This is a genomic window from Oceanobacter sp. ABM4_470 (assembly GCF_056158645.1).
The window spans coordinates 2,345,884-2,359,840 of sequence record NZ_JBSWTR010000001.1; the positions used below are offsets into that span (position 1 = coordinate 2,345,884).

Annotated in this window: 13 protein-coding genes; all 13 read right to left on the reverse strand. The window is 56.9% G+C overall.

The window, feature by feature from the left end; genetic code table 11:
* Window positions 1-2: 2 nt before the first annotated feature.
* Genes ACXADJ_RS10265 through mraZ form a run of 13 tightly spaced genes read right to left on the reverse strand, consistent with a single transcriptional unit; the run spans window position 3 to window position 13,411 of the window.
* A complete protein-coding gene (locus ACXADJ_RS10265) occupies window positions 3-923 on the reverse strand; it encodes a D-alanine--D-alanine ligase (RefSeq protein WP_475065427.1) in 921 nt (306 codons plus the stop codon).
* Window positions 920-2,335: a UDP-N-acetylmuramate--L-alanine ligase gene (gene murC / locus ACXADJ_RS10270; RefSeq protein WP_475068178.1), complete on the reverse strand. Its 1,416-nt coding sequence runs from the start codon at window positions 2,333-2,335 to the stop codon at window positions 920-922. The genes ACXADJ_RS10265 and murC overlap by 4 nt, the downstream gene beginning before the upstream one ends.
* Window positions 2,336-2,378: 43 nt before the next feature.
* On the reverse strand, window positions 2,379-3,470 hold the full coding sequence (gene murG, locus ACXADJ_RS10275; protein WP_475065430.1) for an undecaprenyldiphospho-muramoylpentapeptide beta-N-acetylglucosaminyltransferase: 1,092 nt from the start codon (window positions 3,468-3,470) through the stop codon (window positions 2,379-2,381).
* Complete coding sequence (ftsW, locus tag ACXADJ_RS10280) at window positions 3,467-4,642, reverse strand: putative lipid II flippase FtsW (protein WP_475065434.1); 1,176 nt, start codon at window positions 4,640-4,642, stop codon at window positions 3,467-3,469. Before ftsW ends, murG begins: the two co-directional genes overlap by 4 nt.
* Window positions 4,632-6,005 carry a UDP-N-acetylmuramoyl-L-alanine--D-glutamate ligase gene (gene murD / locus ACXADJ_RS10285; protein WP_475065438.1) on the reverse strand — a complete coding sequence of 458 codons (1,374 nt, stop codon included), beginning with the start codon at window positions 6,003-6,005 and terminating at the stop codon, window positions 4,632-4,634. The genes ftsW and murD overlap by 11 nt, the downstream gene beginning before the upstream one ends.
* 36 nt (window positions 6,006-6,041) lie before the next feature.
* Window positions 6,042-7,124 (reverse strand): phospho-N-acetylmuramoyl-pentapeptide-transferase, encoded by a 1,083-nt coding sequence (gene mraY, locus ACXADJ_RS10290; RefSeq protein ID WP_028294699.1) that lies wholly within the window; start codon window positions 7,122-7,124, stop codon window positions 6,042-6,044.
* 3 nt (window positions 7,125-7,127) lie between these two features.
* Window positions 7,128-8,516: a UDP-N-acetylmuramoyl-tripeptide--D-alanyl-D-alanine ligase gene (locus ACXADJ_RS10295; protein WP_475065444.1), complete on the reverse strand. Its 1,389-nt coding sequence runs from the start codon at window positions 8,514-8,516 to the stop codon at window positions 7,128-7,130.
* On the reverse strand, window positions 8,506-9,120 hold the full coding sequence (locus tag ACXADJ_RS10300; RefSeq protein ID WP_475065446.1) for a glutamate ligase domain-containing protein: 615 nt from the start codon (window positions 9,118-9,120) through the stop codon (window positions 8,506-8,508). The genes ACXADJ_RS10295 and ACXADJ_RS10300 overlap by 11 nt, the downstream gene beginning before the upstream one ends.
* On the reverse strand, window positions 9,072-10,055 hold the full coding sequence (locus ACXADJ_RS10305) for a Mur ligase family protein (RefSeq protein WP_475065448.1): 984 nt from the start codon (window positions 10,053-10,055) through the stop codon (window positions 9,072-9,074). The genes ACXADJ_RS10300 and ACXADJ_RS10305 overlap by 49 nt, the downstream gene beginning before the upstream one ends.
* The gene (locus ACXADJ_RS10310; protein ID WP_475065451.1) at window positions 10,052-11,770 is read right to left on the reverse strand and encodes a peptidoglycan D,D-transpeptidase FtsI family protein; all 1,719 of its coding nucleotides are present in this window, start codon (window positions 11,768-11,770) and stop codon (window positions 10,052-10,054) included. The genes ACXADJ_RS10305 and ACXADJ_RS10310 overlap by 4 nt, the downstream gene beginning before the upstream one ends.
* Entirely contained in the window at window positions 11,767-12,021 is a 255-nt protein-coding gene (gene ftsL, locus ACXADJ_RS10315) for a cell division protein FtsL (protein ID WP_028294696.1), read from the reverse strand. The genes ACXADJ_RS10310 and ftsL overlap by 4 nt, the downstream gene beginning before the upstream one ends.
* Window positions 12,018-12,959, reverse strand: a complete 942-nt coding sequence (gene rsmH, locus ACXADJ_RS10320) for a 16S rRNA (cytosine(1402)-N(4))-methyltransferase RsmH (protein ID WP_475065456.1) — start codon at window positions 12,957-12,959, stop codon at window positions 12,018-12,020. Before rsmH ends, ftsL begins: the two co-directional genes overlap by 4 nt.
* The gene (mraZ, locus tag ACXADJ_RS10325) at window positions 12,956-13,411 is read right to left on the reverse strand and encodes a division/cell wall cluster transcriptional repressor MraZ (protein WP_475065460.1); all 456 of its coding nucleotides are present in this window, start codon (window positions 13,409-13,411) and stop codon (window positions 12,956-12,958) included. Before mraZ ends, rsmH begins: the two co-directional genes overlap by 4 nt.
* Window positions 13,412-13,957: the final 546 nt, after the last annotated feature.

The following is a 13,957-nucleotide window of genomic DNA, read 5'->3' on the forward strand; positions in this document are numbered from 1 at the left end:
GGTCAGTGACCTTTCACGCCATCCAGCAAGCTGACCACCAGATCGCCAAATTCCATACCCACCGCCCGAGCGGCCATTGGCACCAGACTGTGATCCGTCATGCCCGGACTGGTGTTCACTTCCAGCAACCAGAACTGACCTTGTTCGTCCTGCATCACATCAACACGGCCCCAGCCTTCACAACCGACCACATCAAAAGCCTTGCGAGAAAGGGCCTTGAGTTCCGCTTCCTTGTCCTCATCCAGACCACATGGCAGCAGGTACTGGGTGTCGTTGGCCTCGTACTTGGCTTCGTAGTCGTAAAACGCATGGGTGGTTTTCAACTGAATGGGCGGCAGAACCTGATCATTGACCACGGCAATGGTGTATTCACGTCCTGAAATCCAGCGTTCGGCCAGTACCAGGCCATCCAACTTCGCGGCCTGTTCATAGCTGTTGCGCAAGCTGTCAGCGTCAGTGGCCTTGAACATGCCGATGCTGGAGCCTTCATGGGCTGGCTTGACGATGGCCTCGCCATCCATGCGCGACATGATATCGGCCCAATCGGAGTCGGCATCCAACAGCGCCGCCGCTGGTGTTGGCAAACCGGCGGCCTGCCACAGTAACTTGGTGCGCCACTTGTCCATGCCCAGCGCCGATGCCATCACACCGCTGCCGGTGTAAGGAATATCGAGCCACTCCAGCAAGCCCTGAATGGTGCCATCTTCACCACCGCGACCATGCAAAGCGATGAACGCCATATCAAACGAGTCCGCAGACAAGCGCGCGGCAATGTCGTTTTGCACATCCACGCCAACCGCGTTAACGCCTTTGGCCAATAACGCTTTCAGTACCGCATCACCACTGCGCAGCGACACCGGACGTTCGGCTGAAGTGCCACCCATCAATACGGCTACGCGGCCAAAACGGGACATATCGCTCATGCCTTTTCCTCCCGCTTGGCCAACCATTGCGGAATTTCTTCCGCCAGGCGAACCGACAAGGCACCCACATCACCAGCCCCTTGGGTCAGCAGCAGGTCACCCGGTTTCAGTACGCTGGTCAGCAAACCCTGGAGGGATTCACCGCGTTCGATAAACACCGGATCAACTTCGCCGCGCTGGCGAATGCTGCCGCACAATGAACGACCATCGGCACCGGCAATGACTTTCTCGCCGGCAGGATACACATCCATCAGCAACAGTACGTCAGCACCCGACAAAACCTTGACGAAGTCCTCATAAAGATCACGGGTACGGGAGTAACGGTGCGGTTGAAACAGCATCACCAGACGGCGATCCGGGAAGCCTTTGCGAATGGCTTCCATGGTTACTTCCAGCTCACGCGGGTGATGGCCATAGTCGTCGACCATCATGACGTTGCCGTCCAGCAATGGAAATTCGCCACACACCTGGAAACGACGCCCAACACCGGCGAATTTTTCCAGCGCTGATTGAATCGCGCTGTCCGGTACTCCTTCGTCATCGGCAACGGCTACCGTTGCCAACGCGTTCAATACATTATGTGCACCTGGCATGCGCATGCGGATTTCCAGCGAAGGACGATCCCCCGGACGTACCAGAGTGAACTCGGTGTACATGCCTTGTTGGCGAACATTGATGGCACGGTAGTCGGCGTCTTCACTGAAACCATAAGTGATCAACGGACGGGAAATCTCCGGTAACAACGAGCGCACGGTGTCGTCGTCGATGCACACAACCGCCAAGCCGTAGAACGGCAGGTTGTGGAGGAATTCGATAAAGGTTTGCTTCAGCTTTTCGAAGTCACCGCCATAAGTCGACATATGGTCGGCATCGATGTTGGTCACAATCGACACCATCGGCTGCAAGTGCAGGAAGCTGGCATCACTTTCGTCGGCTTCGGCAATCAGGTAGCGACTGGCACCCAAACGGGCGTTAGATCCGGCGCTGTTGAGCTTGCCGCCAATCACAAAGGTTGGGTCCAGATCGGCTTCGGCAAAAATGCTGGTCAGCAAACTGGTGGTGGTGGTTTTGCCATGAGTACCCGCCACCGCAATGCCATGACGAAAACGCATCAGCTCAGCCAGCATTTCAGCGCGGCGAACCACAGGCTTGCGGTGCTCAATGGCAGCAGCCACTTCCGGGTTGGTTTCATCAATGGCACTGGAAACCACCACCACATCGGCAGCATCCACGTTACTGGCCTGATGGCCGATGTAAATCGTCGCGCCCAGCGATTTCAGTCGCTCGGTTACTCCGGTTTCGCGAATATCAGACCCACTGATGGCATAGCCCTGGTTCAGCAGAACCTCGGCGATACCGCACATGCCGGTGCCGCCAATACCGATGAAATGAATGCCTTTGATACGGCGCATTTCCGGAATCAGGGCGTTGGCCTGCGGCTGGGTGGAAGGGATATTACTCACGGATTAACCTCTCAATCTGTTCGACCGTCAGTTCGGTAGCAGACACCTTGGCCTGCTTGCGGCTCTGACTGGCCATCTCCTGTAATGCTTCGCGCTGGTTATCCAGCGACTGCAGGGTTTGCAACAGCCATTCAGGCGTTAATTCTTTTTGCTGACGAATCATGGCCGCGCCAGCATCCGCCAGATAACGGGCGTTAGCGGTTTGGTGGTCATCCACCGCGAACGGGAATGGCACCAGAATCGATGGTTTACCCGCCGCCGCAATCTCGGATACCGTCAGGGCACCCGAGCGACACACCAGCAAATCGGCCCACTCGTAAGCTGCCGCCATATCATCGATAAACGCAGATACGTCAGCCACCACGTCGGACTCGGCATACTCAGCCAACATCCGTTCTTCATCTCGTTTGCCAACCTGATGGCGCAGGTTTGGGCGTTGCGCTTGCGGCCACTGCTTCCAGCAGGCCAGCACCGCATCGTTCAGAGCCCTGGCACCAAGACTGCCACCAACCACCAGAACATTCAGTTTGCGCTGCGCAGGCACTGGCGCTTGCGGCAAATCGACCACGTCCTGTCGCACCGGATTACCGACCGTAATGGCGTTCGGCAAAGCGTTCGGAAACGCCTGCAAGCTGACGTGCGCAATGCGGTTCAGCAGTTTGTTGGTCATACCAGCCAGCGCATTTTGCTCATGCACGACCAATGGCAAACCGGCCAAACGAGCAGCAACACCGCCCGGTCCCGCTATGTAACCGCCAAAACCGATCACAATCTCGGCCTTGATGGAGCGGATAATACGTAACGACTGCATGGTCGCCTTGAAAATACGCCATGGCGCAACCAGTAAGCCCGCGATGCCTTTGCCACGCAGACCTTTGATATCAACTGCATGCAGTGGAATGTTGTCTTTCGGGACCAGGTTTTGCTCCATGCCGTTGGGCGTACCCAACCAATGAACCTCGTAACCGCGTTCACGCAAGGCGCGAGCAACCGCCAACGCCGGGAATACATGCCCGCCGGTTCCGGCCGCCATCATCAGCGCTGTTTTACCTTGCCCTTGTTTCGACACCCCAGACTCCATCATGCAGTTGCCGCCTCATCTTGAGCGGCAGATTCTTCGTTTTCCGGGTTCAGGCACTCATGGCGAACCCGCATCACAATGCCCACCATCACGCAGGCCAGTAACAAGCTGCTGCCGCCGTAACTGAAAAACGGCAGCGTCAAACCTTTGGTGGGTAATAACCCGGTGTTTACGCCAAGGTTGATGGCCATTTGCAGCGCCAGAATCGAGCCAATTCCCGTGGCGATGTAGGCGCCATACAAATGCCCGTTGCGCTGCGCAATCCACACCGTTTGCCAGATGCGGTACAGCAGCCAGGTCAGCATGCCGATGGCGACAACGCCGCCAAACAAACCGGTTTCTTCGGCCCAGATGGCAAACACAAAATCGGTGTGCGCTTCCGGCAGGTAAAACAGCTTCTGAATGCTTTCGCCCAGCCCCACACCAAACCAGTCACCACGACCAAAAGCGATCAGCGACTGGGTCAACTGATAGCCCGTACCGTACACGTGTTCAGGTGCCCAGGGATCGAGATAGGCCATCAAACGGGCGACGCGCCATTCTTCCGAAGTCACCGCAATCACCGACAGCACCACCGCACCTATGATCAGCAAAAAATACTGGCCAGCTTTAACACCGCCCAAAAATAGCTGGATCATCGCCGCCCCCAGCACCACGACGGCGGCACCAAAGTCAGGCTCCATCAGCAGCAGGAACACCATTGCCATCAAAATGAACAAAGGTTTAACAAACCCCCAGAAGCTCTCTCGCACTTCGGGCAGGCGGCGAAGTAAATACCCAGCGACATAGAACACCGCAGCGACCTTGGCCAGCTCTGACGCCTGCACCTTGATCACCACAAAGTTCAGCCAACGCCGGCTGCCGTTCACCTCGTGACCGACACCGGGAATCAACACCAGTACCAGTCCCAGCCCGGCAATCGCCAGCATGGGAACTTCCAACTTGCGCCAGCGTTGCAGCGGCACACAGCTGGCCCCCAGCATGGCCACCGCGCCCAACAGCAGATAGACACCGTGGCGAATGGTGAAGTAGAAGGTGTTGCCCGTCAGCTTTTCAGCAATACCGGTCGACGCCGATGCCACCATCATCCAGCCCAGCAACATCAGAATCAGCCAGGGCAGGAAATGAGCATCGCGTGTTTGCCATTGCAAACGCGTCAGCCAGTTAGCCGCCACTCAGCACCTCCCCGACCAGCGAGCAGAAATGCTCACCGCGAACGTGGTAGTTGCGGAATTGATCCAGACTGGCACAGGCTGGCGACAGCAACACAATATCGCCGCATTCGGCCTGTTGCTGAGCCCAGGCAAACGCCTGATCCATGGTCTCGAACGACGCGGTTTTAGCCACTTCAGCCAGCGTTTGCTGTAACCGTGGAGCGTCTTTGCCAAAGCAAGCCACGCCCTTTACCGCAGCAGAGCAGGCATCCTGCAACGGGCTGAAATCCTGCCCCTTGCCTTCGCCACCGGCGAGCAGCCAGATATTGGCTGGCGTCTGTGCCAAACCGTCAATGGCTGCCAGCGTTGCACCAACATTGGTGCCCTTGGAGTCGTTGAAGTAGCTGACTCCGCCAACGTCACCAACCCACTGGCAGCGATGTTCCAGGCCGCCGAAGGATTTCAGTGTCTGGCACGCCTTGGCCGGGCTGACGCCCAGCGTTTCGACCAGCGCCAGTGCGGCCATGGCATTGGCCAGATTGTGACGACCGCGCACTTTCATTTCGCTGCTGTGAATCAGCTTCAGTCCGGCGCGAACAATCCACTCACCAGCAACACCGTTCAACTCGCCCGCCTGCAAACCAAAGTCGTCGCCTTGTGGTTCACCCAGCGTGAAGCCGGTTTCGGCGCTGATTTCATCTTCTGGTAGCGTCAGGTCATCATCCCGATTAACCACCGCAACATGAGCACCGCGATAGACCCGCTGTTTGGCCAGACAGTAATCAGCCAGCCCCTTATAGCGGTCCATGTGGTCTTCACTGATGTTAAGAATGGTGGCAGCACGCGGTTTCAGGCTGGTTGTGGTTTCCAGTTGAAAGCTCGACAACTCCAGTACAAACACATCGGCTTCGTCGGCCGCACCGTCTTCCAGCAAATCGAGTACAGGTACACCGATGTTGCCGCCCATTTCGGCACGTAAACCGGCATCGACCAGCATGTCGCGAACCAGGGTGGTCACTGTGCTTTTGCCGTTGGAGCCGGTAATGGCAACCACAGGCGCAAGAATGCCGCGGGCGAATAACTCCACATCACCAACGACTTCTACCTGATTGCCCAGCGCGTACTGAATGGCCGGTTCCGCCAGCGCCACGCCCGGACTGACGATCAACTGGTGGTAGTTGCAGAACAACTCACCGTCCAGTGGACCCAGCGTCAAACGGGCATCCGGGAATTGCTGACGAATAGCTTCCGCGTTAGCCAGGCCCTCACGACTGTCACAGAGGTCGAAGTTCCAGCCCATGCGCTGACAAAAACGTGCCGTTGCCAAACCGGATACTCCCAGTCCAACAATCATGCGCTTGATGTCTTTTTGTGCCAGCGTCATGCCGATGCTCCTTAGCCCGGATTCCCTTACGGGTCCTTAACGAATCTTCAGTGTGGCCAGACCGGCCAGTACCAACAAAATTGTGACGATCCAGAAACGCACGATCACGCGCGGCTCCGGCCAGCCTTTCAGTTCAAAGTGGTGATGCAGCGGTGCCATGCGGAAAATACGCTTACCGGTGAGTTTGAACGACGCCACCTGCAGGATCACCGACAGGGTCTCTGCCACAAAAATGCCGCCCATGATGAACAGCACCACTTCCATACGCACAATCACGGCAACGATGCCCAACGCTGCACCCAGTGCCAGCGAGCCGACATCGCCCATAAATACTTGCGCCGGATAGGTGTTGAACCACAGGAAACCAATACCAGCACCAACGATTGCAGCGCAGAACACCACCAACTCGCCGGAACCCGGAATAAATGGAATGTGCAGGTAGTTGGCGTAGTTGAAGTTACCGGCCAGGTAGGCACAAACGCCCAAAGCGGCACTGACCATCACGGTTGGCATGATCGCCAGTCCATCAAGGCCATCGGTAAGGTTCACCGCGTTGCTGGAGCCAACAATCACGAAGTAGCTCAGCACAATAAACAGCACGCCCAACTGTGGCATCACGTCCTTGAAGAACGGCACCACAAACTGGGTTTCAGCCGGAGACTGAGCGGTGTAATACAGAAACGCCGCTGCACCCAGACCAAATACCGACTGCCAGAAGTACTTCCAACGACCCGGCAGACCACGGGAGTTTTTCTCGACCACCTTGCGGTAGTCATCCACCCAGCCAATGGCACCAAACAGCAGTGTCAAAAGCAGCACAACCCAGACATAACGGTTTTCCAGATCGCCCCACAGCAGGGTGCTGATGGCGATCGACAGCAAAATCAGTACGCCACCCATGGTTGGCGTACCGGCTTTGCTCAAATGGGATTTCGGGCCAACTTCACGAATCGCCTGACCAATCTGGTATTCGCGCAATTTGCGAATCACAAAAGGCCCCATCACCAGTGCGACCAGCAACGCTGTGATAACGGCAAAAATAGCGCGCAGCGACAAATAGCTGACCACGCCAAACCCTGAATGCAACTGGGCAAGCCACTCGCCCAACCAAACCAACATTGATTATTCCCCCGCAATATCCAGCGCCCGGACAACCTGTTCCATACCGGCGCTGCGCGACCCCTTGACCAGCACGACAGCGTGATCCGGGGCCTGTTGTTTTATGTAGTCAGCCACCGCATCGCGGTCGACCAGCCATAGTCCGTTGTCTCCGAACGACGCTACGGTGCGTTTGCTCAATTCACCTGTGGCGAGCAAATGTCCTATTCCCTGTTGTTTGGCATAGCGACCGAGGTCACTGTGCGCGGTCCCGGCTTCCTCGCCGAGTTCTGCCATGTCTCCCAATACCAACCAGCTGTCAGCGGCCAGCGACAGTACATCAATCGCCGCCCGAATCGACGCTGGATTAGCGTTGTAGCTGTCATCCAATACGGTGATGCCGCGTGGCCCGGCGACGGTTTTCATTCGACCGGATACCGGCGTCGCAGCCTGCAAACCGGCGACGATGGACTCACTGTCCATACCGACCGCACGCGCTGCCGCATACACGGCCAAGGCATTGGCAATGTTGTGCTTGCCGGGAAATGCCAACCGAACGCTTTGGCTGAATGAGGTGTGACGATCGATCAGCACGAAACGACTGCCCGCCACCGACAGTTCAATGTCACGGGCGGATACATCGGCTGAATCGGAAAATCCGAAGCTGACAACACGACGGTCGCCAGCGCGCTGACGCCAGGTATCGAACGCCGCATCGTCGGCATTCAGCACCACGGTGCCTGCGTCTGAAGTGAAATCGATCAATTCGCCTTTGGTTTGCACGATGCCCTGCAACGAACCAAACCCTTCCAGGTGAGCCTCGCTGGCATTGGTAATAATACCAACCGCAGGTTTCACCCATTTTGCCGTGTAGGCAATTTCCTGCAAACCACTGGCACCCAGCTCGACCACAGCAGCGGTGTGTTCAGGTGTCAGTGCCAGCAAGGTTTTCGGGGCGCCAATGTGGTTGTTCAAATTGCCCTGAGTCATCCAGGTATTGAACTGCTCGGAAAACACACTGGCCATCAACTGCTTGGTGGTGGTTTTACCTGCGCTGCCCGTCATCGCAACCACAGGACCGGTGAACGCATCGCGCTGCCATCCGGCAATATCGCCGTAGGCATCCTGAGCGTTTTCACACAGCAGGTACGGGCCATCAAGGGGTTCAGCTGGCGCTTCATCCAACAGTACCGCTGCAGCACCAGACGCCAGCGCCTGCGCAGCAAAGTTATTGCCATTGAAGTTGGCACCTTTCAGTGCCACAAACAGATCGCCCGCCTTGATCGAACGGGTGTCCGTTGATACGTCGCTCAAGACAATCTCTGCGGCTGAAGTAGCCGTCAGACAAGACTGCGGCGGTACATCCACACCCAGCTGTTGGGCCAGCTCAGCCAGCGTGAAATCAAACAGCATGCTGATCTCCCACAGGGACATAACCCAGCGACTTCAATACATCGATATCGCTGTAAGGGCGACGCTCGCCGTTGATTTCCTGATAGTCCTCATGGCCTTTGCCAGCGATCACCACAATCGCTTCCGCCGCAGACACCGTGAGGGCATCGGCGATTGCCTCCTTGCGCTCGTGCTGCTGCTCTATGCCAAATGCGTCGGCACCTGCCGCCGCCATCACATCGGCAAAAATAGCCGCCGGTGATTCGCTGCGTGGATTGTCGTCGGTCAGCCAGATGCGATTGGCGTGATTCATCGCCGCCGTCATCATCAGCGGGCGCTTGCTACGGTCACGGTCACCACCACAGCCAAACACCAGATTGATCGGGCGTTGCCACGGTTGCAGCGATGTCAGAACGGTTTCGATGGCGTCAGGCGTATGCGCGTAATCCACCACCGCAACCGGCCCGGAAGCAGAACCCGCAGGCACAAACACTTCCATGCGTCCGGCAACGGCTTGCAGCGATGCGGCCGCAACAACCAACTCAGAGAACGACTCACCGCTGCATGCCAGCAAGGTCATGGCACCCAGCGCATTGGCCAGGTTGAACTCACCCAGTAATGGCAATACCAACTCGGCATTGCCCCAGGGCTGTCGATATTGGCCCGAATACCGGAGCCGGTGAATTCGGTAATTTCGTAGCTGACCAAACGATCACGGAAGTCTGGCAGCAAGCCATTGGCTTCCATCGAAGCCCGACTGCCATAGCCCATCGGCAAAGCCGGGAGCTCGCTGTCGGCAAACAACTGACGGCCGTATTCGCAGTCGGTGTTTACCACGGCGATGTTGGCGTCGTAGTTGGTCAGCAGGGTTTTCTTGGCCTCGAAGTAGGCCTCCATGGTGCCATGGTAATCGAGGTGATCCTGCGTCAGGTTGGTCATCATCACGCCGCTGAAACGCAGCCCGAAAACACGTCCCTGATCCAGACCATGGGAAGACACTTCCATGGCCGCACGGTCTGCCCCAGCACGGCCAATGTTATCTAACGTGCGCAATACCACCGATAAATCCGGAGTGGTATTACGGGTAGGCTGCAGCCGTGGCCACAAGCCATTACCCAGCGTCCCCAACATGCCACAGGGCTTGTTCAGCGCGGTCGACAACTGGGCCAGATAGCTGACACAGGAGCTTTTGCCATTGGTTCCGGTCACTCCGAAAACCGCCATATTGGCAACGCCGTCGTAACAACGATGCAACCAATGTGGCAATCGGACCGCCAGATCATCAACCCGGAATACCGGCACGGCGATTCCCTGTGCGTTGAATTCACAGCGGAACAGCGGCTGACCAGCCTCGTCATTGGCAGGCGCTTGCAGCACAACGGCAGCACCCTGCTCAATTGCAGACTGAATGTATTCGGCGCCATGAGCGGCACTGCCCGCTCGGGCAATAAACAAGTCACCCAACTGCACATCGCGACTGTCGGTGGCAATGTCACCGAATTCGCGGTCCCACTCGGGTGGTACAAAGAAGTCGTTCTGAATCAACTGCGAGAGTTTCATTTTGGTCCCCCCGCCATCTGTAACTTCACACTGCTCTCATCATCCGGCGCCACCTGACGCAGGCGCAGAGCCTGCCCCATGATGCGAGAAAACACCGGTGCGGCCACTTCGCCGCCGTAATATTCCTGCCCCTGTGGGTCATCCACCACCACAACCAGCACAAGATCCGGGTCGGAAATAGGCGCTACGCCAGCAAACACGGCGGTGTAGTTGGCGTCTTCGTAACCCACAGAACCCACCTTGTGAGCCGTACCGGTTTTACCGCCCACCCGATAGCCGTCCACATGGGCGCGTTTGCCCGTACCCACGGGCGAAATCACGGTTTCCAGCATGGCCAGAATCTGACTGGCGGTTTTGGCCGACATCACCGGGTGGCACGGTGCCTTACCGGCTCCGGTAATCAGCAAGGTCGCTTCTTCGCGACAGCCATGTTGGGTAAAGGCGGTGTAGGACTGGGCCAGCTGCAACGGTGATACCGCCAGTCCGTAACCGTAGGAAAGAGTGGCCAGGCGCAATGGGTCCATTTCGCTCGGGAAAGGCAATACCCCGACGCTCTCGCCCGGAAAGCCCAAACCAGACGCCTGACCCAAACCAGCGGCGGTCATGGTGCGCCATAGCGCTTCTGCGCCAACATCCGCCGACAACAGAGTAACGCCGACGTTACTGGATTTGGTGATCACGCCGGTGACATCGAGGTCGCCGTAGTTGCGGTGGTCACGCACGGTCTTACGACCGACCCGCAGATAGCCCGGATTGGTATCAACAATGGTATCCGGGGTGTATTTACCGGATTCCAGTGCGGTTGCCACGGTGAACGGTTTGACCGTCGAGCCCGGCTCAATCACATCGGCAATGGCGCGGTTACGCATGTTTTCTGCTTTCAGCGTGGCGCGGTTGTTGGGGTTGTAGGACGGCTGATTCACCAGCGCTAACACCTCGCCGGTTTTGGCGTCCAGCATCACAGCAGAGCCGGAATGCGCCCGGTGCTGCTGTACTGCGGATTTCAATTCGCGGTAGGCCAGATACTGCAAACGCAGGTCCAACGTCAGGCGCAGGTCATTGCCCGGTTCAGCCACGGAGTCGACCGACACCTGTTTGATCAAGCGGCCGTAACCGTCCTTGACCACCGTGCGGCGTCCACCCTTGCCGGTCAGGTAATCGTTGTAGGCCAGTTCAAGCCCTTCCTGACCGTTGCTGTCGATGTTGACCAGTCCGACCACATGAGCGGTTACTTCGGCGGCCGGGTAATAACGACGGAAGCGCTGTTCAAACTGCAAGCCGGTCAGACCAAGGTCCTTCACCCGTTCGGCCAGGTGCGGTTGTACCTGGCGCTCAACATACAAAAACCCGCGATTGCGGGATTGGGCGTTTTCAATGCGTTGTTGGAGTTTGGCGGCGTTCAAGCCAAGGCTGCGTGCCAGAACGGCAGCATCCTCCGCGTTGAACAGTTTCGGATTCATGCTGATGTCGACCACGGCAGTACTGACCGCCAGCGGTTCACCAAACCGGTCGGTAATCATACCGCGACGGGCCGGTTCCACCTGAGTACGAACCGTGCGTTTTTCACCTTCTTCAAACAGGAAGGGTTGATCGACCGTGTGCAACATCACCAATCGCACCAGAATCGCAAGCAGCAGCAGGCCCATGACTGCCAGTACCAAGCGGTACCGCCAGCGCACGATGCCCTGAGCTGCTATTTGCTGTTCTTCAGTCATGGTTTCAAAATCCTGATGTCCACAGGTTCTTTCATGTTGAGTTCAGTTCGGGCGCGCTGATCCACGCGGCCGTAACTGGTCAAGGTGCCCAGTTCCAGCACCAGTCGGGTTTGCTCGTCTTGCAGGGCATCCCGACGACTTTCCAGTTTTTGCCATATCTGCACACGATCACGGTGCTGATGGCTGAGTCCCACCTGAACCAGCGCCGATACAATCACGGCAAACCAGACCAGAAAGAGGCTTTTGCTCATGCGTCTGCCAAACGCTCGGCCACACGCAATACGGCACTACGAGCGCGGCTGTTACGCTGAACTTCTTCGTCGTCCGGCATAATGGCCTTGCCCACACGTTTCATGGTTTTACCCAGATCGGCCTCCATCACCGGCAAGCCCGGTGGCAGTTCACGGCCCTTTTCCTGTGCCCGGATAAAGCGTTTCACCATGCGATCTTCCAGCGAGTGGAAACTGATGACCGACAAGCGACCGCCCGGCAACAGCATGTCGACGCTGTCGTCCAGAATGGTTTCGAGGTCGCCCAGCTCGTTGTTCACTGCAATACGAATGGCCTGGAACGCACGGGTCGCCGGGTGCTTATGTTTTTCCCAGGCTGGATTGGCCGCCTTGATCAGCTCGGCCAATTGCAGGGTGCGCACAATCGGGGTCTGAGCACGTTGCGTGACGATGGCGCGCGCCATGCGTTTGCCAAACCGCTCTTCGCCGTACTCTTTCAGTACGCGGGCGATTTCTTTTTCTTCGGTCGTCGCCACCCACTCGGCAGCCGACAATCCGGCATCCGGGTTCATGCGCATGTCCAGCGGGCCATCACGCATAAAGCTGAAGCCACGCTCGGCATCGTCCAGCTGTGGTGAGGAAACCCCAAGATCCAGCAACACGCCGTTGATTTTGGTAATTCCGCGTTCGGCCAGCGCCGCTTTCATATCGGCAAACGAGCCACGAATAATCTCGAAGCGGTTGTCCTCGGCGTGCAGCTGCTCGCCGGTTTCAATGGCGCGCGGATCTTTGTCGATGCCGAACAGGCGACCGTCTGGCGCCAGCTTCGACAACAGCAGACGACTGTGGCCACCTCGCCCAAAGGTGCCATCAACGTAAATGCCGGAAGGGTCGTTCAGGCATCCGTCAACGGTTTCATGTAACAGCACAGTGGTGTGTGCCAGTTCAGCCAGGCTCATAGAGAAAGACCTTGTACGTCGTCTGGTAAATCTTCGAGTGACACCGGCTGGCTAAGGTATTCCGCTTCACGGATTTCCCAGCTGGCCTTGTCCCACAATTCAAGTTTGTTGCCCTGTCCCATCAGCACACATTCCTTGCTGAGGTTGGCGTATTCACGACAGGCGGCACTGATCAAAATACGGCCGCTGCCATCAGGTTCACATTCGGTGGCATACCCCAGCAGCAAACGTTTCAACTGACGAGACACCCGGTTCAGCGTCGGCAGATCGTTGAGCTGCTCTTCAATGGCTTCCCACTCGTTCAGTGGGTACACCATCAAACAGCGGTCCTGACTGTCCACCGTGACCACCAGCCCGGACGCAGAAAAGCCCTCCAGCACTTCCCTCACTTTCGAAGGAATAGCCAGACGGCCTTTGGCGTCCAGATTGATGTGGTGCATGCCGCGGAACATGGTTATGGCTCCGTCAGGCTGCCGAGTACGTGGATAAAATCACCGACACGAATTCCTTTGTGTATTCCCTGGCGCCGAGCAGAAGAGTGACAATCATGTGACAAGAAGGACAGGCAATCTGCCCTTAAATTCCCACTTTTCCCACTTTTTTCCCACAACCCGACACTTTTCGACACTATAGAAACACCCCTATGCCAATGCAAGCCCGTGACACCGCGGCTGAGGCGAAATTTGCCTTACTTCACAAGCACTTAGGGGAACCTTCAACAAAGCGGATAAAGGCAGTAAAAACAAATACTTCGGAGCAACCGAGCGATGCAGGGCAGAGTTAAAGTAAGTTCTTAAGAAAAGTGACAATGAGCGGCTAAATAGATTTTTTTCTTCTGATAAGTAACCGCTAACAAACTGAATGAACTGAGAATCTGAGAGGAAATCGACTTTCATCGACGAAAGTGATTCAAGCGTGAGCCATTTACTGCCAGAGGGCTACATTGGCGGTGAATTTAACCGCCACAGGCCAGCTTCGCAACCGTGCTGCCCCAAGTG